This is a genomic window from Trinickia soli (genome assembly GCF_002879855.1).
In the GTDB taxonomy this organism is placed as follows: Bacteria; Pseudomonadota; Gammaproteobacteria; order Burkholderiales; family Burkholderiaceae; genus Trinickia; species Trinickia soli.
On record NZ_PNYB01000008.1, the window covers coordinates 161,099 to 183,509 of the forward strand.

Annotated in this window: 17 protein-coding genes and 1 pseudogene; 13 read left to right on the forward strand and 5 right to left on the reverse strand. The window is 62.5% G+C overall.

The features are described 5' to 3' along the window. From tssK to C0Z19_RS11745, 8 genes are all read left to right on the forward strand, one after another. Positions 1-1,485 carry a type VI secretion system baseplate subunit TssK gene (gene tssK, locus C0Z19_RS11710; protein WP_233196102.1) on the forward strand — a complete coding sequence of 495 codons (1,485 nt, stop codon included), beginning with the start codon at positions 1-3 and terminating at the stop codon, positions 1,483-1,485. Further along, positions 1,478-2,257: a DotU family type IV/VI secretion system protein gene (locus tag C0Z19_RS11715; protein ID WP_102609983.1), complete on the forward strand. Its 780-nt coding sequence runs from the start codon at positions 1,478-1,480 to the stop codon at positions 2,255-2,257. Before tssK ends, C0Z19_RS11715 begins: the two co-directional genes overlap by 8 nt. A 22-nt stretch (positions 2,258-2,279) precedes the next feature. Further along, positions 2,280-6,284 (forward strand): type VI secretion protein IcmF/TssM N-terminal domain-containing protein, encoded by a 4,005-nt coding sequence (locus C0Z19_RS11720; protein ID WP_102609984.1) that lies wholly within the window; start codon positions 2,280-2,282, stop codon positions 6,282-6,284. Positions 6,285-6,298: 14 nt separating this feature from the next. Next, positions 6,299-7,423: a type VI secretion system protein TssA gene (gene tssA, locus C0Z19_RS11725; RefSeq protein WP_102609985.1), complete on the forward strand. Its 1,125-nt coding sequence runs from the start codon at positions 6,299-6,301 to the stop codon at positions 7,421-7,423. A 74-nt stretch (positions 7,424-7,497) separates the two neighbouring features. Then, complete coding sequence (locus tag C0Z19_RS11730; protein ID WP_102609986.1) at positions 7,498-8,604, forward strand: GNAT family N-acetyltransferase; 1,107 nt, start codon at positions 7,498-7,500, stop codon at positions 8,602-8,604. Positions 8,605-8,685: 81 nt separating this feature from the next. Next, positions 8,686-9,684 carry a hypothetical protein gene (locus C0Z19_RS11735; RefSeq protein ID WP_102609987.1) on the forward strand — a complete coding sequence of 333 codons (999 nt, stop codon included), beginning with the start codon at positions 8,686-8,688 and terminating at the stop codon, positions 9,682-9,684. A 50-nt stretch (positions 9,685-9,734) separates the two neighbouring features. Next, positions 9,735-10,916: a hypothetical protein gene (locus tag C0Z19_RS11740; protein ID WP_146012044.1), complete on the forward strand. Its 1,182-nt coding sequence runs from the start codon at positions 9,735-9,737 to the stop codon at positions 10,914-10,916. 68 nt (positions 10,917-10,984) lie between these two features. After that, positions 10,985-12,025 (forward strand): hypothetical protein, encoded by a 1,041-nt coding sequence (locus tag C0Z19_RS11745; RefSeq protein WP_102609989.1) that lies wholly within the window; start codon positions 10,985-10,987, stop codon positions 12,023-12,025. A gap of 94 nt (positions 12,026-12,119) precedes the next feature. Here the strand turns inward: C0Z19_RS11745 and C0Z19_RS11750 are convergent, their stop codons facing one another. After that, positions 12,120-12,491 (reverse strand): hypothetical protein, encoded by a 372-nt coding sequence (locus C0Z19_RS11750; RefSeq protein ID WP_102609990.1) that lies wholly within the window; start codon positions 12,489-12,491, stop codon positions 12,120-12,122. Between the two features lie 30 nt (positions 12,492-12,521). Between C0Z19_RS11750 and C0Z19_RS11755 the strand changes: the two genes are divergently transcribed. Further along, on the forward strand, positions 12,522-12,800 hold the full coding sequence (locus C0Z19_RS11755) for a 7(1) septoil knot domain-containing protein (protein WP_102609991.1): 279 nt from the start codon (positions 12,522-12,524) through the stop codon (positions 12,798-12,800). A gap of 69 nt (positions 12,801-12,869) precedes the next feature. On the opposite strand, the gene C0Z19_RS11760 is transcribed toward C0Z19_RS11755, so the two are convergent. Together C0Z19_RS11760 and C0Z19_RS11765 are read right to left on the reverse strand one after the other, a co-directional pair. Further along, the gene (locus C0Z19_RS11760) at positions 12,870-13,118 is read right to left on the reverse strand and encodes a hypothetical protein (RefSeq protein ID WP_102609992.1); all 249 of its coding nucleotides are present in this window, start codon (positions 13,116-13,118) and stop codon (positions 12,870-12,872) included. A 62-nt stretch (positions 13,119-13,180) separates the two neighbouring features. Beyond that, the gene (locus C0Z19_RS11765) at positions 13,181-14,152 is read right to left on the reverse strand and encodes a sigma 54-interacting transcriptional regulator (RefSeq protein WP_102609993.1); all 972 of its coding nucleotides are present in this window, start codon (positions 14,150-14,152) and stop codon (positions 13,181-13,183) included. Between the two features lie 713 nt (positions 14,153-14,865). Here C0Z19_RS11765 and C0Z19_RS11770 point away from each other — a divergent pair. Continuing rightward, the gene (locus tag C0Z19_RS11770) at positions 14,866-15,816 is read left to right on the forward strand and encodes a hypothetical protein (protein WP_102609994.1); all 951 of its coding nucleotides are present in this window, start codon (positions 14,866-14,868) and stop codon (positions 15,814-15,816) included. 110 nt (positions 15,817-15,926) lie between these two features. Here C0Z19_RS11770 and C0Z19_RS11775 read toward each other — a convergent pair whose 3' ends face one another. Continuing rightward, positions 15,927-17,327 (reverse strand): sigma-54 interaction domain-containing protein, encoded by a 1,401-nt coding sequence (locus C0Z19_RS11775; RefSeq protein ID WP_175083945.1) that lies wholly within the window; start codon positions 17,325-17,327, stop codon positions 15,927-15,929. Between the two features lie 267 nt (positions 17,328-17,594). Between C0Z19_RS11775 and C0Z19_RS11780 the strand changes: the two are divergent. The 3 genes and pseudogenes from C0Z19_RS11780 (at position 17,595) to C0Z19_RS11790 (ending at position 21,072) form a co-directional block, all read left to right on the forward strand. After that, positions 17,595-18,477 (forward strand): annotated as a pseudogene (locus C0Z19_RS11780) (MBL fold metallo-hydrolase). A gap of 38 nt (positions 18,478-18,515) precedes the next feature. After that, a complete protein-coding gene (locus tag C0Z19_RS11785) occupies positions 18,516-20,183 on the forward strand; it encodes a bifunctional protein tyrosine phosphatase family protein/NAD(P)/FAD-dependent oxidoreductase (protein WP_102609995.1) in 1,668 nt (555 codons plus the stop codon). 82 nt (positions 20,184-20,265) lie between these two features. After that, positions 20,266-21,072, forward strand: coding sequence for a sulfite exporter TauE/SafE family protein (locus tag C0Z19_RS11790; RefSeq protein ID WP_102609996.1), 807 nt, complete (start codon positions 20,266-20,268; stop codon positions 21,070-21,072). Between the two features lie 175 nt (positions 21,073-21,247). On the opposite strand, the gene C0Z19_RS11795 is transcribed toward C0Z19_RS11790, so the two are convergent. Next, the gene (locus tag C0Z19_RS11795; protein ID WP_102609997.1) at positions 21,248-22,336 is read right to left on the reverse strand and encodes an ArsO family NAD(P)H-dependent flavin-containing monooxygenase; all 1,089 of its coding nucleotides are present in this window, start codon (positions 22,334-22,336) and stop codon (positions 21,248-21,250) included. Between the last annotated feature and the right edge of the window lie 75 nt (positions 22,337-22,411).

Consider the following 22,411-nt stretch of genomic DNA (forward strand, 5'->3'; position numbering starts at 1 on the left):
ATGACCAGCGCCCTGATCCACACCGCCCCTCTGCCCGACGCCATACAGTGGTCGGAAGGCATGATGCTTTCTCCGCAGCACTTGCAGCAAAACGATCGCTACTGGCATGCCCATCTGCGGCATCGCCTGCAAGCCGTCGCGCCCCACTACTGGGGCGTACTGAAGCTACACGTCGATATCGTCAAGGAAGTGCTGATCCTCAGCGAACTCGAATGCATCCTGCCCGACGGCCTGCTCGTTTCGTTCCCGGGTGGGCTGCCGCGCAATCCCCCCGGCAACATGGAGTTGGATATCGGCGCCGCCTGCAAGAGCGGCGATGCGCCGCTCAAGGTCTGGTGCGTGGTCAATCCCAGAGGCGCTCACGCGGCATGCCAAGACAGTCAGGAGCGGCGCTACAACTCGGTCTTGGACGAACCGCTCCCCGACGAGAACACCGGCGACAACGGGTTGGCGCTGCCGCGCCTGCAAGTGCGCTTCCATCTGCACCTGAGCGCCAGTTCACCGGCGGTTCATAGCGCCGTTCCACTGCTCGAAGTCGTGCGCGGCGAACACCAGCAGTTGCAGCTCACGGCCTATCACCCGCCGATGCTGCACATCGAGGCGTCGGAATGCCTGGGGCAGGCGAATCTGTGGCGCGCCCTGCATGAGCTGCACGACGGCCTGTGGGACAAGCTCGCGCAACTCGGAGAAAACGGCAAGGCCGGCGATGCCGAGGACAACATGGGTAACGAACGACGCCAGCACTTGATCGCGGCCCGCCATATCAGCGCGTGTCTGCCGCCCTTCTCGACGCTGCTGCACGGACGAACGCATCCGAGCGAGTTGTACCAGGCGCTCGCGCAACTCGTGGGCGCAGTGGCGGCTATCGGCCCCAATCCGTTGCCGCTGTTGATGAAGCCGTATCAGCACGACGACTGTATGCCGCAATTTCAGCAATCGATCGACTTCATCCAGACACGTATCGATACGGTCGATACGCGCTATGAGACGCTGGCCTTCCTGCGCACCGATCAGCACGACCCCGGCTTGCCCGACGCTTGCTTCGAACGACGCCTGCCCGCCGGTGCGACGGAAGAACTGATCGTCGAACTCGAGCCGCGCGACGGTCAAACGGCGGCGCAACTCTTGAGCTGGTTGAGCGAGGCGGTCATCGCCGACGCCGCCCTCATGCCGACGCTGCGCCGCGCGCGCGTCGGGGGCGCGTCGGTTCGCGCATTGCAGGCGCACGAGATCGAGCGCGAAAAGCTGCGCCCGCAAGCGTATCTGTTCTTCGTCAGGAATCAGGCGCTCGCGCTCGACGACCAAGGCCCGCAAGACGCCTTCCACGAAAACGAAGTGCTGCAGATAGTCGGTAGAAAGAACGACGCGCTGCCGGCGGCGATCACGCTGTACCGTAGAAAGCAAAAGGCGGGCCCCGCCTCGTCCTCCGTCCCGTCTTCGTCGCCGCCCGCGCCGCCGTCGTCGCCCGAGAACGATCATGCGTGAAGCGCCCGAATGGCTGGAGCCGCGCCAGGGCAATTTCGAACTGGTGTCGCGCTTTGCCGACTTCTACCAGGAGGTGGCCGCGATCAAGCGGGCGCAAGCCGACGGCTGGCTCGCCGCCTACCTGGCCGGGGAGAGTTCGCCGCAGCCGAGCACCGGCGCCGAGTTCGCCCAACGCGTCAGCGCGCGGCTTCTCGGCGCACTGCGTCAGCAGGAACGCCGCTGCGCGGACGAACCGTCATCCGAGGCGGGACAGCTGGAACGCAAGGCCCTCTATCTCATGGCCGCGCTGGCCGACGAAATTCTCATCTTCGAACTGGAATGGCCCGGCCGCGATGCGTGGCTTGCCGTGTTGCTCGAACAATCGATGTTCGGCTCGAGCAACGCCGGCTCGCGATTTTTCGCGATGGCGGAGCAACTCGTGCATGACGAGCAACGCTCGCCGCTGCATGTCGATTTGGCCGCCGTGTTCCTGCTCGCGATGGAACTCGGCTTCAAGGGCCGTTATCGCGCGCGCCAGGCCCAGCCGCAGTTGGACACGATACGCAGCCGGTTGTATCAACTCGTGTCGAATGCCGGCAGCGATGTAAGCGATAGCAAGCATGCGTTTGCCCAGGCCTACGGCTACTCGTTGATGGGCCACCGAGACGAACGGCTCGCCCCCGTCTCCCCCTGGCGCAATCTCGGGTTGTACGGATTGCTCGGGTACCTGTTGTTGACGACGGTTGCGTGGATCGTGTTGATGCATCCGTTCGAACGATATCTGAATACCTAGCGGCTCAAGCAGGAGCGCATTTGTGGATGTATTGCAAAAATCGATCGCGTCGCTGAAGGCTCAGACGGGGTGGGCGCCCGATGCTCACACGGTTGAACTCGCACTGCTCGCCGTCTCGGCGGTGGTGGTGCTCGCCTTGCTCGTCGGCATTGCCCGCAAGTTGTGGAGCAAGGTCAAGCCGCTCATCAAGGCGCCGTCGGTTCCGACCTTGTGCGGTTGTGCGCCGCCGTCGGAGCCGCGCATGGCGGGTTGGATCGAGCGCGCCTCGCTCGCAATCGACTATCTGCGCACGCGGCGCGAGTGGCGTTATGCCACGCCTTGGTTGATGATGCTGGGCCAAGCGGGCGCCGGCAAGACGAGCCTGCTCGAGTCGATCGGGCCGCAGCATAGACAGCCGCTAAGCGAGCGCCAAAAAACCCTGAGCATCGACGATGCGACCTGGTACGCGCTCGATGAGGCGCTCGTGCTCGATCCCACGGGAAAACTGCCCGATGCGGCGGCGAGCGCGGTGCTGGAGGGCGGCGTGCAGGACACACCGGACGCGCGCGCCTGGCAAAGATTTCTCGATCACCTCGACGCGCTACGCCCGGAGCGCGCGCTAGACGGCATCGTTCTCGTGGTGTCGGCCACCACCTTCTTGCAGCGCGATCCCGTGCGATGCATGGCCGCCGCGCAGAATGCCCGGCAGCAATTACGCACGATCGAAGAGCGGCTGGAATTCGCGCTCCCGGTCTATCTCGTGGTAACCGCCTGCGATCACATCGAGGGCTTCAGTGCCTTCTGGCGCTCGCAGAGTTCGCCGCGGCGGTATGAAATGGTGGGCTGGTCCACGCCGGGCCAGTCGCCCGAAGGCCCGCCTTCTCAATGGGGCGCCTCGATCTTCGAGGACATCGGCAGACAGTTGCGGGCCCTGCAAGTCGAGGCCGCCGCGCATTGCGAACGCATCGCGCCCTTTGACGCCGATCCGCTCTTCCTCTATCCGCATCAATTTGCGCAGATGCAGGGCCCGTTCGAGCAATGGCTGTCGATCGTGTTCCAGGTCTCGGCTTGGGAGACCGCGTTCTTCCTGCGCGGCGTCTACTTCACAGGTGTCGTCGCGGAGCACGGAGACGGTGTCGCGCACTTGATCGGGCCGCGCCAGGACGTCTCCTTCGTACGCGACGTGATGCTCGAGAAGGTGCTCGCGGAAAGGCGCCTGGCGCGGCCGACACGCGCCGGCGTCTGGTCTCGCAATCTGCTGATCCGCCGCGTTCAATGGCTCTGCGTCTTCGTCTTCTCGGTGCTGCTGATCGCGTGCGGCGTGCGCATATATCAACTCGACCGGCAGATCGATCACGTCGTGCAGGATCTGCAGCGGATGCAGCAATTGCAAGCGCCCGCCCCGGGCGGCAGTTGCATTGCTCAGGCTCCGGTTTACCAATTGATCGAGCAGGTCTCGCAGATCGACGCCGATGCACGCAGCGCTCTGCTCCCCGCCTCGCTGTTCGACTCGAGGTTGAGCCGTCAAAGCGCCAGGCGCGTGATCGACGATGCCTTCAAGAAAGTCATCCTGCCCGGACTTGCCTGCCAGATGTCGCAACGCGCCTACGAACTGAGCGCACAAGCCAACGGCAGTGTGACCGCGGGCGCCGACTATGCCCAAGCCCTGAGTCAACTGAAGGGCTTCATCCAGCAGGTCGACAACTATGAACAAAACGCGAGCCGCTTTCAGCGGCTGTTGGGCAAGACGCCGTACGCCAAGGAAAGCGCACCCCTGCCCGACTTCATCGATTTGGTCGCGTATGCTTATCGCGCTCCGCTGCCGGCGATCGTCCGCGCGCGTCCGGGGCTGCTGCCGATCGCGCTGGAGAGCTTGACCAATCGCGATTTCAGCGGCGATATCGCGACGCCGCCTCGGCTCAAACGCAACGTGAGCGACCATATCGTCGCGCTGGCCGCCCAGTCCGGATCGTTGATGCAATCCGAACTTCAAGCCGGCCCGCCCCTTCTCGCGCAATTGCAAGCGAAGAAACTGCCGATTCTGGCGCATGTGCAGCAATTCACGCGATGGTTGACGTGGATCCGCACGTCGTGGCTCGGCTCGAGTGCATCGGACAATCCGCTGTCGTCGGTACAGAACGAACTCGCGGCTGGCCTGCACCCATTGATCGCCGACTTCGGCTACCCGTCGTATCTGGTGGCGCAAGTCAACGCGCAATTCGATGCGGCCGCGCAGTATCCCGCCGCCATGCAGACGCTGAACGGCATGTCGCTGCCGGGCTATGGGCCGCTTTTCGTCACGACCCATGGCCAAGTCACGCTGAACCCGGCGGTGCAAGGCGAGCTGACCGGCTTGAATGCGCTGAGCAGCCTGGGCTACATGGCGATCGACCCGGTATCGGACTTCACCTGCGCGGGGAATCTCGCCAATTGGAGCCCGGGACTGCTGAAGGACGCCAACCAGTACGCGCTCGATTACCAGAAGTTCATCGCTCAGCCCACGTTGAAGAACGGGCAGCCCGACGCGCTGTATCGCCGGCTGGCCCTGTACCAGCTCGAGCTCGCGATGAACACGAGCCTGCAATCGGCTCAGGCGGCAGCGAACGGCGCATCGAACGGCGCCGGCGCGACCACGGCCGACGCGCAGCAAAGCGCCGACAGCAGCAACTTCGCCGCCATTGCCCCCGCTCTGATCGCCGTCGAAAAACAATTTAGCGCGCTGGGCATGAGCGGCAGTGCGACGCAGTTGACGCAATGCGCGCACCAATACGCAAACAGCCAGTTAAGCCGCATTGCGTTACTGGCCGACCAAAGCCAGCTGTACCAAGCCACGTTCCTGCCCGCATCGCCGGACCCGGACGCGTATTTCTTCGACCTCGGCAGTACGTCCGTCATCACCGACACGCTCGCGCGCCAGGTCAGCCGCGTACAGGTGCTGGTCGGCTACGCGCAGCCCATCTTGAACTATCTGAACCAGGCGGAGCCGTCGTCGTCGAATGCAAGCGCCAACACCTCTAACGCGGCATATTGGAACAATACCGCCAACGAATTGAAGCGCTACGCACAGGGCAAGGACCCGAACTCGCAGCCGTCCCTGCTCGACAACCTTTTCATGAAGCTGCTGCCGAGCCTGCAAAACGGCACGTGCGGCACGGTGCTCGCGAGCTACCAGTCCGCCCCGCTCGGCAACGACTTGTTCTCGAATCATCGCCAGCAATTGGAGCAGAGCGTGCAGATGCGCTGCAAGGGCGAGCGCTATGCGCAGGCTCAAAACGCCTATCAGCCTATCGCCACCCGCTTCAATCGCGACCTGGCGGGACGCTTCCCGTTCGGTTCGCTCGACGCCGACGACGCGAGCCTGTCTGCCGTGAAGGGATTCTTCACCGACTACGAAAGCACGCGCGCGGCGCTCGAGAAACAGATCGCCAGCCTGAGCGATCCGTACTGGAAGAGCGTCCGGCAGTTCCTCTCGCAGCTCGATCAAGTCGATAGCTTCCTGCACGGAAACCTCGTTCCGGGCAGTGCGACGGGCGCCGACACCGATCCTCTGCTCAACATGAACGTGAATTTCCGTGCGCTCCAAAGCGCGGCTAACGGCAGCAATCAAATCAGCCAGATGAACCTGATGTCCGACGCCAAGGGCGTAGCGTTCCCCAACGGCGCCAACAGCATGGACTGGCAATACGGGCAACCGCTCGTGCTCGATCTGTCGTGGGCCGACCTTTCGTTGTGGCGCCCTGCCGCCGCCGTCGACGTACCGGATCTACAAGTGGACGGCAACACCGCCTCGTATGCCGCGGCCGGCAACTGGGCCCTGCTGCGCATGATCGAACGCCACCGTCCCACGTCCGCGCCGGCGAACGATCCGCGCGACCCGTCGCGCACGTTGCTGCAGTTCGATGTCCGCGTGCTCGACTCGCATAACGCCGGAGCGCCCGCCAGCGATACCGCACACGTCTTCCTGAGCCTGAAGCTATCGAACGCGAACGCGAAGACGCCTACGCCGTTGAAGCTGCCCGCGACCTTCCCGGCCTCCGCGCCTCAATGATAGGGATGCCCCTGATGAATAGCCCACTCTACCCGGACGCCGACCGGCACTTTCGACAATCTTTGGGCGTTGACCTCGACGCCCTGCTCGCGCCGATCGATCCGTCGGCGCCATGCGGACAGCCCGCGCGCCGATGCCCGAGCTACGCCGCGCTATGCGAGGCCAGGCGCCAAGACGATCCCACGTTGCCGCTCGGGGCCTGGGAGCGCGAATTGAAGCGCGCCGATTGGGGCGCCGTGAGTCTCCTGATCGGTCACGCGCTGCAGCACGAGAGCAAAGACATGCAACTGCTCGCATGGTTATACGAGGCGCAGGTCAAGCTCTATGGCATCGCCGGTATCGGCCCGACGCTCGTGCTGATCCGCGAAATCTGCACGCGCTACTGGGACGACATTCATCCGAGCGCGGCGGACGGCGACGTCGAGCATCGCGCCAACATCGTGGGGTCCATCGCCGAAAAGAACCTGCCCGCGATCCGGCTCGCGCCGCTGATCGGCAATGCCGGCAACCGTCCGTACTGCTGGGCCGACTGGGAGCGCGCCTATCGAAACGAGCAGTTTCGACCGGCTCACGGCAAGACCGAGGTCGAACTCGAAGGCGTCAGCCTGCAGGAGCTCCAAAGCGCGCTAGGCGGCGCCGCGACCGATGATTTCATCGAAATGCGCCAGTGTTTGTCCGCGGGCCTGCAAGCGATCGAGGAGTTGAGCGCGGCATTGGACCCGCTTTTCGGGGATCAAGCGCCGAGCATCAGCAACATGGCGGAGCTGCTCGAACAGATGCGCTCGCTGATCGACGGCGAACTGCACAAGCGCGGCATCGAGCCGCATGAACCTGCGCCCGAAAGCGAGACGGCGGCGGCCGCCGCCGAGCACATCGTCGAACGAGAAGCGACGCCAGAGCGCTCGGTCGCAGTCGGGGCACTACGCGAGCGCGCCGATGCGTACGCCAGGCTGGCGGAAACCGCGGAGATCCTGATGCGCCTGGAACCCCATAGCCCCGTTCCCTACCTCGTGCGTCGAGCGACGGAATGGGGCCGTTTGAATACCGCCGAGCTGTATCAGGAGTTGTTCCTTCGGCTGGGAGGGCAAATCAACATCTTCGAGGTGCTGGGAATCGACAGTCCCGGCAACGCCAAATAAGAAGCGCACGGGGCGAAGCGCGGCAATCCGAGAATTGCACTTTATCGCTCGACGCGAACGGGGGAACGGAGACAATGCATACCGCAATAGTGGAGGCCGGGCGAGAGCATATCCGCGGCGGATACGATGCCGCGCAACTCGCGCGTCGCGCGCTCGACGAGGCATTGACTCGGTTGACGCAGTCCGACTGGCATCCGTCGATGCTCGTCGCGTATCTGCCCATGCTCGTTCGACAAGCGCCGGCGCTCGCGCCTGCCAGCCGCGCGGCCTGGTTGGAGGGACTTCATCGATCATGGCGGCAGCACCGGGCGACGCTCGGCATCGTTGCAAGAAAATCGTTGCTCGAATTGGCTGCTGCCTGGTCATACTGGCCGCTCGTGATCGCCGTGGGGGCATCGTTCGAAGCCGCGGATCGGCTCGACGACGCTGTGTTTCAGCGCCTATCCGAAGCTCATTGCATCGTAGGGAATGCCGAGGCGGCCATCGATCTTACCGTTGCGATGCAGCTCTCGTACCCCGCCAGGCAAAGTTACGCAGGGGCGTATGAGCGCCTCGTTGCCTGGCGAGATTGGCGCGCCGATAGACTGCCGATCGCCGAGCTCGCGCGAGAAGACGACATCGTGTCGCTCGAACCGCTGACCCATCGACACGTCTCCGACTTCGGTTGGCAGTACTACGACCCGTCGATCGCGGAGCTCTGTTGCCTGCCTGGCTTCGAGGATGACAGCGAGTGGCACGACTGGCTCACGCAAGCATACGCACGCGGGGGCCAGGAATTATTCGCCGTCATGCATCGCCAGTGGGGATTCATCGGCAGCGTGGGCCTCGTGCAGCGCGGCGACGTCGGGCTGATCTATTACTGGATCGGCCGCGATTACCGGGGATGCGGATTCGCGCCGGACGCGGCGACCCTGTTGCTGGCCGCCGCGCACCGCTACGCAGGCATGCGTTGCTGCTATGCCCAGGTCTACGACTACAACGTGCCGTCCCGAAAGGTCCTTCAAAAGATCGGATTTGTCGAAACGGGGGTGCGCGCCGCCGCGCCCAACACCGACCAACTGTTCTATCGCATCGGCCATGACGACTCCGACGCGCACATCGCCTTGGAGCTGCATGCATTGATGGATTACTTCGAAGCCGAAGTCCGGGTCGCGCTGCCGCTGCTGCGTAGCGTTTCCTAACGTCCGATCGCGTCCCGAGCGCACCGCGGTCATGTCGCCTTATGTCGCCTTATTTCGCCACTCAAGTGAAAGGAACGAGCAATGCCCAAATTCGAAATCAAAGATGGGATGTTGATGGGCAGCACCGGCCGTCCACTCGTTGCCGACGAAGTCGACATTCCGTCGCCGCATACGCGGGCATACCAAGACATCGAGGCGCGAATTCACGAAATGAGCGACAGGCAGGTCGAAGACTATGCGGAGTCGCTGCGACACAAAATTCACGTGTTCGACCAGCACGACACGCTGGAGGAGGCCAGAGCCGGCGGACGCCTGGCTTATCGCTCGTGGCCGATGAGTCCCACCGCGGACCAGGACATCATCGGCAAGGGCGGCAAGTATGTCAGCGGATTTTCGAGCTTGAGCACGACGCGCGACGCCGTCGCGCTACGCCAGGCGCAGCGCGACTTCCGGCAAGGCACGCAGCCCGATCCTTTTACTTCAGCGCCGTCCACCATCCTGGGCCGAGACCCGGATCGCGCGGAAGCCCTGTGGTCGGGCAGCGGGCCCGGCATGGTGACGACATTGCTGCCGGAAGATCACTATGTTGCACTCGAAGCGCTGAATCGACGCGTACAGCAATCAGATGCGAGCTTCAAGCTCGCGGAACTCAACGATACATTGCGCGCCGAGGTAACGAGACCCCACCTGCTCGATAACAAGGACCTCAGCTCCATGGTGATGACCTTGGGCACGGAGACGGAGCGGCGCGGCAAACCGTCCGCACGCACGCAAAACCCCGCGTCCGACTTCAAGCTGCGCGAGAACGCCACGCGTTATCAGTCGTTCATGAACGCACACGGCGCGGAGCAAACCGAGATCCACAACGAAATGGCCGTGCATTACCGACAGACCGGCCACTCGACGCCGGCGATCGAAATGACGCTTCAAGAGCCGCCCAAGACGTCGCTCTTCGACAAAGTAGCCGCTACGTTCAAAAAAGCGGCACTGGCCTTCGCCCCGGAAAATCCCACGCGCGACACGGCCACGTTGGGCACGCAACTGAACACGAATCGAACTTATCCAGTGCGAAAGAAATAACGCACGGCAAGCGCATCCCTATCGTCTCCTCAATCCTTAGGGTGATCACGATGTCATATTTCTTCAAAAACAACCCGAAGCTGATCCTGGCCGGCACCGCGCTCGCGTTCGGCGGCGCCATGCTGCTTGCGCATCGCTACCGGACCGGTCAAAAGGCTCAGGACGACAACGCAAACAGCAACGAGAATCCGAATGCACCGAGACCTATCACAGGCCATTGGATCGGCACCGATCCCGTCTTGCCTTCGCATATCTCTTCCGACCTGAATACAACGCAGCGCACGGCCGTTTCGGACTATCTGACGAAAACGCACATGAACATGCAGCACGCCGATATGGAAACGCTGCAGAAACGCGCCTTCGCGCATCAGATGTGGGGCGGGGCCGAAAACACGATCTTGGATAACACGCGCGCGGCCCTATGGAACCATGAAAGCCCGCATTTCCAAATGAGCAGCCACATGGTCCATAACGAGCGCCGTTTGCTTGCCGATCGCGCCGACCAAATGAGAGAGAGCATGCACGAGGGCGCCGACACCGCGCTCTCGAAAGAGGTCACGCGCATGACAACCGAGCGTGCGCAAGGCATGGGTCCGGCCTACGACAGCTTGACCGACATGATCGTGCACGGCAAAAGAGGCCCGCTCACGGTCGAGCAGTCGGCATTGGGCGTCGAGGCGACCATCGTCGGGCACCACGTGCTCGACAAGACCAGCAAGTACGCAAAAGACAATCCGAGAATGCAGGCGACGCGGCCGATCGATCCGTTGAACAACAAACCGTCGCATCCGACCACGAGCCGCTACGGCATGGACTTGTCGCAAGATCCCGGCACGCAGATGCGCGAGAGCCTGGGCTTGCCGGTCATGACCGGCACCTCGGGCTCCGCCTCCGACGTTATCCGATCCTACAACTTCACGACGGACGCCTTGAGCAAAATGATGCCCGAGGTGGAGTTCAAGTCCGCCAAGACGCATCGCGACGTGCTGCACGACCTGGCATTCAACTGGATGAGGCGCGGCGTGCCGATGGAAAACGTCAGAACCTTGATCAGCAAACATCAGAGCGAAAATCAGTTTCAAAAGATGACGACCCCGCTGCCGACGGCCACGCAAACGCACACCTATCCCGAGATCGTGGCCGGCGTCGACCTGACGCTCGACGGCAATACCACGGAGAACTTGCGCAGCAGTACGCATCGGGCCATGGACAAGATGAAGCAGCATCAGTGACGCCCGCGAAGCGGCAACGCAATTGCGCGCCGCTTCGCGCGCGCCATTTTCCACCATGAGAGGGCAAGATGTCGAACCCATTCAAAATCAAAAACGGCGTGCTCACCGGCAACCGCGGACGCGTCATCGTCGACGAACTCGATATCCCGTCGCCGCACACGCGCGCGTATCAACGCATGGACATGGACATCCATTCCATGAGCGACGACCAGGCGGTGCAGTTCGCGACGCAGTTGAGACAAGACATTCATCATTTCGATGCGAACGACTCGCTGGGCGCCGCCCGCAGCGAGGGCCGCCTGGCCTACCGGTCATGGCCTCAAAGCTCGACCGCCAGCAGTGTGGTGGTCGGCGGCACGGGCTCCTACACCAGCGGATTTTCCAGCCTGACGACGAGCCGCGACGCCGTCGCGCTGCGGCAGGCGCAGCGCGATTTTCAGCTTGGCGTATCCCCCGATCCTTTCACGTCGGCGCCTTCCACGGTGCTCGGACGCGACGATACGCACGAGGAATCGCTCTGGTCCGGCGATGGCCCGGGCATGGTCACGGCCCTGCTGCCCGAGCATCACTATGTCGCCATGGACGCATTGAACCGGCGCGCGCAGCATGCCACCGCAAGTCCCGCACTCAAGACGGCGAACGAAGTATTGCGTTCAGAAGTCACGCATCCGCACTTGTTGGACAACATCGACCTCAGTTCGATGGTCATGAAGATCGGCACCACGACCGAGCGACGCGGCAAGCCCTCCATGAAATCGAATGACCCGGGTTCCGACTTCAAGCTGCGCGAAAACGCGACGCGCTATCAATCGTTCATGAACGCGCACGGCGCCGAGCAAACCGACATCCACAATGAAATGGCCATCAACTACCGGGGGACAGGTCATTCGACAGCCGCGATCGAAATGAAGACTCGAATGATTCAGCCGACGAAGAAGCTGCCGGATACGACCGTGTTCGGCGTAGTGGTTAGACGAGGAAAGACGGTGCCGGATCTCGACTCTCCCATGGTTCCGGTCATGCAGCCGGAGGACTCGACCCGCAATACGAGAGCGCTGAGCACCGTTCTGAACCAGCCGCACGCGCCGTATCCGGTGCTGAAAAAATAAGGCGGCAACCTCGATGAGATGGGCGCATTGGGCGGCCCCGCTCTCCTGCTCCGTCCATGTCCCCGAAGATCTCGGCGCTTGAAGATGCAAGCCGTCACGAATCGATCGTCGGGTCCGGCACGATCAAAGGCTGGCTGCCGGACTTCGCGCTGTCGTCATTGCGCGTGTGCGACGGACTCGAGCCGCCGCCGTCGAGACAATCCTGCACGGCGCGCGGCAGGCGATGCGTCAGTATCGTTTGTGCGCGCCGCGGCAAGGGGAGTTCGATCGACGCGAGCGGCTGCTGACGCGGGGAGCGTCCGGCCCCGCCGGCCTGCTCAATGGTGGCGGCGCGCCTGTCTTCGTCCCCCGGATCGCGTGTTCCGAGCACCGGGCGCGTTGAGCCGTTGGGAACGATCATCTCGACGCGATGGGCATCACCGCGCAGACGCATCGTCGGAGCCTTGAATGGCTTATCTTTTCGCATGATTTCACTCTACGCGAGGTGGCACATCACATGGCGCGCATTTACCAAACACCAAGCATGGGAGAAGCCCATGTCAGGGTCAATTTGTCCGAACGCGGCACGGCGGACCTGCTCGTGCATCGCGTATCCAGTTGGGGCCTCGCGCGTGGAGACGCGCTCTGGTTCATCACGAAAGACAAGCAAGTCGCCGATGTATGGCTTTACTTCACGAGCCCGGGCATGGCCGAGGTCAGGATTTGCTTCGTCGACAGTTACGGCGAAGCGGGCTGGCAAACCCCTCATCGCCTCCAAGGCCGCTTCGGCCGCTGATGGTCGCGCTCTCTCACCTCATCACGCCGCGGCACCGCGAAACCTTCGGATACCGCTTCGCGCACCCTGTCACGGGCCTGCTCGATCGCTCTGCCGTATCGCCCGCCACAACATGCGGTTGCCGACCGGCACGTTCATGATCGCGCCTTGTTCGAGCAGGTACTCAAGCGCCGCCTGAGTGACATCGAGAGATTCCTGCGCGCACTGCGCGCCGATCCAAAAAGCATGCACGCCTTCAACCGTGTCGGCGGCGGCGGGATTGCGCTCGAGATAGCGCGCAATATGGGCGGCGACGCGTTCAATCAGCTCGTCGTTCATGGTGCACACCCGCCGTCAAGGAAATGTAAAGCTGTGAGCTTACCTCAATGGCCGCGCGTCGCTTAATCCGAGCGGTCGCGCGCTAATCCATGTTTGCGCACGAGTTTGCCGAAGGCGCTGCGCTCTTCGCCCGCCAGCCGCGCCGCTTGCGAGAGGTTGCCGTTCGCCTCGACCAACAGGCGCCGCAGATAACCGACCTCGAAACTTGCGATGGCCGCGGCGCGCTCGGTCTTGAACGGACGAGCGCCCGAGAGCGCGTCGGCCTGCGGATCGGCAGCTTGCGCCGGCTCGCCGAGCCGAAGAAAACCATCATCGGCCAGCAAGAACGCCCGATGCACGGCATTCTCGAGCTCACGCACGTTGCCGGGCCACCGATGTTCGCGCAAATGCACGAGCGACTGGCTATCAAAGCGCATCTCATGCTTTGAATACCGCGAACGCAACCGTTCGAGAAACGCTTCGGCCAACTCGATCGCGTCGCCTCCACGCTCACGTAAAGGTGGAATGCGCAGCGTGACGACATCGAGCCGATAAAGCAGATCGCGCCGGAACTGCCGCGTGTCGGCAAGCGCATGCAGATCGGCGTTGGTCGCCACGACGACGCGCACATTCGCGTGCCGGATCTTCGTGCCGCCGACGCGACGATAGGTGCCGTCTTGCAAGAACCGCAGCAGCGCCGCTTGTGCTTTGAGGCTCAATGCGTCGACTTCGTCGAGAAATAGCGTGCCGCCGTCCGCTTCGCCGATCAGCCCGGCGCTGTCGAACTTGGCATCGGTGAATGCGCCGCGCTCGTGACCGAACAGTTCGCTTTCGACGAGCGCTTCGGGCAAAGCGCCGCAGTTGACGGGAACGAACGGCGCCTGATGACGGCGGCCGAGATAGTGAATCGCCCGCACCGCGAGCTCTTTGCCTGTCCCCGTGTCGCCCAGCACGGTCACCGGCACGTCGACGCTCGCGATTTTTTCGATCTGCCGTCTAACCGCATCCATGGCGGGAGACGAGCCGATCATGTTGAGACGGGCGAACTGGTTCATACGCACTCCGAAGCTGGTCTTTGACCCTTGGCGACGCAATTGCAACGTCGCGGCAGATCTGTTTATGGTCGAGCGGTACGGCGGTGCAACATAAAACGGGCGAAACTCGACGGCGAATGGCCGTCGACATCGGGCGCTCCCCGGACGGTGACGTGCGACACACGGCACCAAAGCGTCCTACGCGGGCATAATCCTAATTTCAATCTTCTGACGTGAAAAGCTGTATCTGAAAAATATCCGTGAAATACCGATTGCAAACCCTTACAGATGCATAACCGCCGCCCAATTTCGCGCTACATAACGCGGCCGGATCACGATACCTCGTGGGGAAGCGGGCACGCAAAAACTCACGATAGGTCGAAAAACACCCACTCAGTGAAATCCTGAAATCCCCTGATTCCATGATGCCTTGCAACGCTGGAAAAGCGTCTGGACGGCGCCTTCGCTGAAGCGGATGGGTATAAATCGACCCAGCATCGATAGCAAAATAAGAAATCAACGTCGAATCGATGGGTTGGTCGCCCTGATTCAAATGGCACACACATTGCTTTTGCGGTGTCCGAAGCGATCTTGGCCGCGGCGCACGTTCACTGAAGCCATTGCGCGGATGTATGACACTTCACGAGGCGGTGCGCATAGGCCAGAAGCAGCCGCCCCCGAAACAGGTGCTTGGCGTCGTGCAAAGTATCCAAAAAAATCATTGAAACCGATTCATGTTGCCGAAATCAGCTAAAAAGCAGGACGATCCGAAATCCGCCGGCAAAAAAAAGGCAAGCGGTTCGGGCCAAGACTTTCCGGATGCGAGTTCGGTCCTGGGCAAACGAGCGCGAGACGCCGACGTTGCAAGCCGCGGCGGGCGACTCTCTGCGTTCAATCACACAGGCCCCATCAAGTCCTCAGTGCTTGCAATGGGCTCGGGTGGAAAAACAACCGCCAAGCAATTCAGGGACGATTCGGCCCACTCGTCGGAATTGCCGCCCAATATCGGCCGGGGGCGGCACGAGATATCGTCCACGTCCAAGCGAGACGTACTATCGGGCAACCCGGTGGCCGTGAGCGTTGCAGCAACGGCGCGCATCTCGACGGCGCTCGCGCCGCTCGTCAACGGCAGCGGCGAGGTCATCGGCCACACCGGCGAATTCTCGCCTGAAATGACGTCGGGCCAGTCCGGCGCTCATCAGATATTTCACGATTTCGGACCGACCCTGGCAACGCAGACCGACCCATTCGTGGCCGCCGCCTTGGCGATTCACACCGCGCTGACGGGCACTGCGACGCCGGACCAAATACGGGCCTCAGGCACCTTGACGGGCGCCAGATGGGTGGGAGGAAACGCAGCGATCGAGCCGCCGGACACGTCGCGCGGCACGGACGACGGCTACGACAGCGATACCGAGCGCGGCCGCTATGCCCGCCGCGTCGGCGTTGGCCGGGAACACTTGAAGGATTCGCTTACGGCCATCCGGGCTGCGTCACAAGACGCTTTCGACACAGTCCCGCCGCCGAGCCCGAGACGCACGCGCGGCGGCAGGCCCGACCCGACGGTGAGCGCAAGCCGCGCGACGCTCACGCTGCCCGACGTGTCGGCCGATTCGGACGAGGATGCCGCGGCGAAACTCACGACTTTCGCGTTCGCGGGTTTTCAGACGCTCAAGCACAAATAGTCGATGTGCCCCCGGCAAGCGTGACCTACCCGCAACCCTACCCACAGATACATTTCAGATCAGATAGGTCTCATCTCCATCGCAAAGCACCCCCACAGGGAACGACGGCGCTAGCTCAGGCCAAGCCCCTTGAGACGGCGGTAGAGCGTGCGCTCGCTCCATCCGAAATGCGATGCAAGTTCCTTGCGCGTCCCGGAGAAGGTCTTCACGAAGGTCGCCAATTCGTCGTCTGACGGCGCCGGCGCGGCATGCGCAGATGTCGGGCGCTCGATCAAGCCCCCCGATAACGCCGCACCTCGCTGCACGTTGTCAGGCAAATGCGCCACGCGAATCACGCCGTTATCGGACAGCAGGCAAGCGCGCTCAAGCACGTTGCGTAATTCCCGGATATTGCCGGGCCACGCATAGTTTTCCAGTCTCTCAAGCGCATCCGGAGTGATCACAAACTTCTCATTCGGCGCGCGGCCGGACGCATCGCCTGCATTACCGATGCGCTGGAGCATCGAATCGACAAGCAGCGCGATATCACCGCGCCGTTCGCGCAGTGGCGGCAACTGAATGGGGAATGCACTGATCCGATAGTAGAGGTCTTCCCGGAATCGCCCCTCACGCGCCATGTCGAGCAAAGGCTTGTGCGTGGCCGCAACGAGGCGAAAGTCGGCATGCAGTGCTTCCGTTCCGCCAACACGGCGAAACGTGCCTGTCTCGATCAGACGCAGAAGTTTGACTTGCATGGACAAAGGCACGTCGCCGATTTCATCCAAAAACAGCGTACCGCCTTGCGCCGTTTCGACAAGGCCCGGCTTTCTCGTCATCGCTCCCGTGAACGCCCCCTTCTCATAGCCGAAGAACTCGCTTTCGAACAACGACTCTGTAATGCCCGAACAATCGACAACGACCAGCGGACTCTGCGCGCGCGGACTTGCCTCGTGCAAGGCAGTCGCAAAAAGCTCCTTTCCGGTTCCTGATTCGCCGAGCAACAGCACCGGCAACTTCGAAGGCGCGACGCGCTCGAGCGCTGAAATAGCGGCGTTAAACGCTGGCGATCGCCCGACAAGCCCGTCGGCGCTTGGTTTGGCCGACGCACTGCGCACCGTGACCAACCGCTCAACATAGGCGATGACGGCATTTGTCGAGTCGTAGATCGGACGCAACTCGACATCGACGTGCTCGGGGCCACGCGGCGTGTGATGAATGTGAAGCACGCGATCGGGACCATGCAGTTCTCGTGCACGCTTCATGGGGCAGTGCTCGCCCGCTTGATCACACGGCACGTCGTAGTGGTGCGAGATCTGGTAGCACGTGTGACCGATGTACGGGTGGCCGACCACACCGAACTGACGCTGGTAAGCGGTATTCGCGGCGAGGATTCGATACTGTGGATCGAGCACCATCATGGGCTGCGGGTCATGCTCGAGGTACGAGACGAGCGCGCCAATGTCTGGTGCCTGCTGCTCGGCCCAAATGATCGCCGATAGCTCGGAACCGCTGGGGGGAATGCGTGATTTCATGCGCGACTGCATCCAAAAACAGAGCGCCACTATAGCGGGCCGCCCCACCTCTGCCAATCCGGCAAAACCACTGCCACGTCACTGCCAGAAACTGCCAATCCCCGGCGGTGACACGGCTGGCCGCATCCCAATCGACGAGAGCCATGGCCGCGTCGAAACGGTAAACGCAGTGAAATCAGGGCGTTGCCGGACCCACCCGCACGGGGACGGCTGATGGCACGAGACTTGTATAAGCCCGCCGTCAATGACCGATATCAAGGAAACATGATGAACAATACGGGCCCCATGGTCATCGAGGGCTTCTTCGATCCGGAACCTTCACCATCAGCTATTTGGTCGTGGACGCGGACACAAGCGACTGCGCTCTGATCGACAGCGTGCTGGATTTCGATCCAAAGTCCGGTCGCACCAGCACGGCACACGCCGACAAGCTGATTGCCCGGGTTCGCGAACTTGGAGCCCGGGTAACCTGGCTGCTCGAGACGCATGTTCATGCCGATCACCTCTCGGCCGCGCCCTACCTGAAGCAACAGACCGGCGGACGAATCGCAATCGGCGCCAAGGTAATCGAAGTCCAACAGGTCTTCGGCAAGCTGTTCAACATGGGGCTCGATTGCGCGAGCGACGAGAAGCCATTCGACAAATTGCTCGCCGATGGTGAGCTGTTTGAGATCGGCAGCCTCAGTGTGCGTGCGATTCACACGCCTGGCCATACCCCCGCATGCATGACCTATGTGGTCAGCGACGGTCGAGAAAGCGCGGCTTTCGTGGCGACACGCTTTTCATGCCGGACTATGGGACGGCACGCTGCGACTTCCCGGGCGGAGATGCGAGGACACTGTTTCGCTCGATCAAGCATCTGCTGAGCATGCCCGCGGAAACCAGACTGTACATGTGCCACGACTATCAGCCAGGCGGGCGCGAGGTGCAATTCATCAGCACCGTCGCGCAGCAACGCGAGCGCAATCTGCACGTGTGCGACGGAACCAGCGAAGAAACGTTCGTCGCCATGCGCACCGCACGGGATGCGACGCTCGATGTGCCGCAACTGATGCTGCCATCGGTACAAGTGAACATGCGGGCCGGCCGACTGCCGGAAGCCGAGGACAACGGCATCTCGTACATCAAGATTCCGCTGAACGCGCTTTGAGCACAGCATCGATGGACGAATTCTTTGGAGACAGCAGCATGGAGTTCAAGAGGTTGACGGACACGTTGTCAGTGTCGCCGCAGATTACCGTGGCGGATATGCCGGCCATTCGCGCCGCGGGATATCGCGCCATCATCTGCAATCGCCCCGACGGGGAAGGCGCCGATCAACCGACGTTCGCGGAAATCGAGGCGGCGGCGCTCGAGTACGGCATAGCGGCGCATTACCTCCCGATCGAGTCGGGCGCGATACGCGACGATCACTACGTTGCGTTCGCCGACCTTACGCAGAAACTCGGCAAGCCAGTGCTTGCCTACTGTCGTACCGGCATGCGGTCAGCGACACTTTGGGGCCTTTCCAAGGCATCCTCGACACCCCTGCCCGAGATTCTCAGTGTCGCGCAACTCGCCGGCTACGATTTACGCGGCATGACCCGCCGTATTGTCAACGGCGGCAAGGCGCCGCTGCAAGTCTCGACGGCAAGCCATGACATCGTCATCGTTGGAGCGGGCGCCGCTGGTCTCGCCACCGCGGCGAGTCTGCTGGCGCGTGACAAACTTCTCGACATCGCCGTGATCGATCCCGCCGACACGCACTACTATCAGCCCGGCTGGACGATGGTGGGCGGCGGCATCTTCCAGCCGCAGACGACCGCGCGCCAGATGGCGGCCGTCCTGCCGCGAAACGTTCACTGGATCAAAGCGGGCGTCGCCGCATTCGAGCCCGACGATCACGCGGTGATTCTCGAGGGATGCCGTGTCGTCAAATATCAAAGACTCATCGTGTGCCCCGGTCTCAAGCTCGACTGGGGGGCGATCGCAGGGCTGCCGGAAACGCTCGGCCGCAACGGCGTCACTTCCAACTATCGCTATGATCTCGCGCCGTATACGTGGTCGCTCGTGCGCAATATGAAGCAAGGCCGTGCGCTCTTCACGCAACCGGCGATGCCCATCAAGTGCGCCGGCGCTCCGCAAAAGGCCATGTACCTGTCATCGGACCACTGGCTGAGAACGGGGCGATTGCAGGACATCGACGTTCAGATGTACAACGCCGGGGCCGTCTTGTTCGGAGTCGCAGACTATGTCCCAGCGTTAATGGAGCACGTCGAACGATACAACATCGATCTGAACTTCGGGTACAACCTCGCGCAGATCGATGGCCCGAACAAGCGCGCCACCTTTCGCCGCGCATTGCAAGACGGCACATTCGAATCGATTACCCGCGAATTCGACATGATCCATGTCGTGCCGCCGCAAAAGGCGCCTGACTTTATCCGCGTCAGTCCATTGGCCGATCAAACCGGTTGGGTCGACGTCGACCCGAGCACGCTGCGCCACAAGACGTTCCCCGACGTTTTCGCGCTGGGCGACGTCATCAATGCACCGAACGCGAAAACCGCAGCGGCTGCGCGCAAGCAAGCCCCCGTCGTCGCGCACAACGTGTTGGCCAGCCTGGGGAAGGCGCAAGGGCTCGCCGCGTATGACGGTTACGGGTCATGCCCCCTCACGGTTGCACGGGGCAAGATCGTGCTTGCCGAATTCTTGTATGGGGGCAAACTCGCGCCGTCATTTCCCGAATGGCTCATCGATGGAAAGCGCCCTTCGAGATTGGCGTGGCTGCTGAAGGAGCGGATATTGCCCATGGTCTATTGGCGCGCGATGCTCAGGGGCCGCGAATGGCTCGCGAAACCCGAGATCGTCGGCTAACGCTGGCACCCTTCCGATCCTGCCGTTGCCGCGTAGCCTTGGCGCATAGCCGGCTCCGCGGCCGATTCTTTCTTACCGAATCATGTTGACTTCACTAATACTGGGCGCCCTTGTCGGCGCCGTGCTCGGTTTGACCGGCGCCGGCGGCGGCATTCTGGCCGTGCCGGCTCTCGTCGTGGGAATGGGTTGGCCTATGCAGCAGGCGTCCCCCGTCGCGCTGATCGCGGTGGCCGGGAGTGCTGCCATTGGCGCGATCGAAGCGTTCAGGCGTGGCCTGGTGCGCTATCGCGCCGCGTTATTGATGACGATCACCGGCGTGCCGGTAACGGCGCTCGGCGCCCATCTCGCACACGAACTGCCGCAACGATTTCTGATCGAGTGCTTTGCGGGCGTGATGCTGCTCGTCGCGTTTCGACTTCTGAACCAGGCAATGGGCCGCAAAGCCTCGGGCGAAACGACGTCGCCATTGTGCGTCGGGCGGATGGACCCCGACACGGGACGCTTGTCGTGGAACTGGTCAACGGGCGCCGCGCTGGCGGGAACAGGCGCACTGACGGGGCTGATGACTGGCCTGCTGGGCGTGGGCGGCGGCTTCGTCATCGTGCCGATGCTACGCAAGCTCACGGACGTCTCGATGCATGGCATCGTCGCCACTTCCCTCATGGTGATCGCGTTGGTCGGCAGCGGGGGAATCGTCTCGACAATACACGCGGGCGTGTCTCCGCCCGTCGTGCTGACGCTCTTGTTCAGCATCACCACGGCGGCCGGCATGATCGTGGGGCGCTTCGCTTCGCATCATCTTTCCGCTCGGCGCGTACAAATCGGCTTCGCGGGCGTGCTGATCTGCGTGTCGCTGGGGATGTTGGCGAAAGCCGTGTTCAGCGGCTGAGCGCGAAAGGGGCAGCGGCAGAGCCCCGGGTTCGACGTTCGACAGGTAATCGGCCTCGCTGCCGCCTTTGCCCCGCAGTTGCTATACCGTCGCTGGCGCGGATCAGTTCCTCGCCGCGCCGTCCGCGACCAAAAGCGAGAACCGTGGGAGGTTTTCGCGCAGGCCGAGACGAGTGTCAGTCGAGTGCATGGCTCAGTTCGCCAGACTCAGGTGAAAGAAGAAATTGCGCGATTTCCTGCGCCGTGTCACGGGCACCGCGCATCACACCGATCAGGGTTGCCGACGCGGCGCCGCACCATTCGCCGTAGCCGACAAACCACAAGCGAGGCTCCTCTCTTGCCCGTGTCCCATCGGTCCTCGGCACGCCGTCGACGTCTCGGAGTTGCAGCGGGCGCAGGAAGTCGAGCGCGGGGCGGAATCCCGTACACCAGATCACGGCGTCCACACGCGAATGGACACCGTCATCCCACACGACGCCGTCTGCGTCGAAGCGGCTAAACGGGCGCCGCGCATTCAAAACACCTCGGTTACGCGCCTCCCGTACGGGCGGCACCATGACGATGTCGCCCAAACCGCCTACCGGAACAGCCGGCGTTAGCCCGTCACGCAGGGCCTTCCATCTGGCCGTCGCGCGTTCGAACAGCACTTGACCATCGACGTCGTCCGGAAGAAACACCGGTTCGTGCAACGTCACCCAGGTAGCCTTGCACTCCTTGGATACCTCCGCCAAGATCTGTGCGCCCGAGTTGCCGCCGCCGACCACCAGCACTTGCTGTCCTTGGAACTCGTTAGGGCTGCGATACTGCGCCGAATGCATCTGACGACCGCGAAAGACCTCACATCCGGGATATGCGGGGATGTAGGGCGCGCTCCAGGTACCCGTCGCGCTAACGACTGCCTTGGCTGACCATTCTCCGCGATCGGTCGTGACGAGCAGCCCTTTCGTGAGCCGCGAGACCGATAGGACGTGTACCGGGCGAAGGACCGGAAACTGATAGCGTTCCTCATACTTCGTCAGATATTCGATGACCTCATTGCGCGATGGGTACTCGTCCTGCGACGCGGGCATGAGCCAGCCCGGCAGTGAACTCCACTGCGCCGGCGAGAACAGGTGCAGCGAGTCCCATGTATGCCGCCATGCGCCTCCGGGCGCGCTTTGGTCATCCAAGACAACATAGTCGATCGCCGCGCGGCGCAGGAAGTATGAGGTAGCGAGCCCTGCCTGCCCGCCGCCGATCACGACGACGTCAACCTGCGTAGCCATAAGCGATTGTCCTGTCTGCTGACCTGAATGCTGTCTGCGGCCTCGGGTACCACGCTCAACAACGGGTGCGAGCGA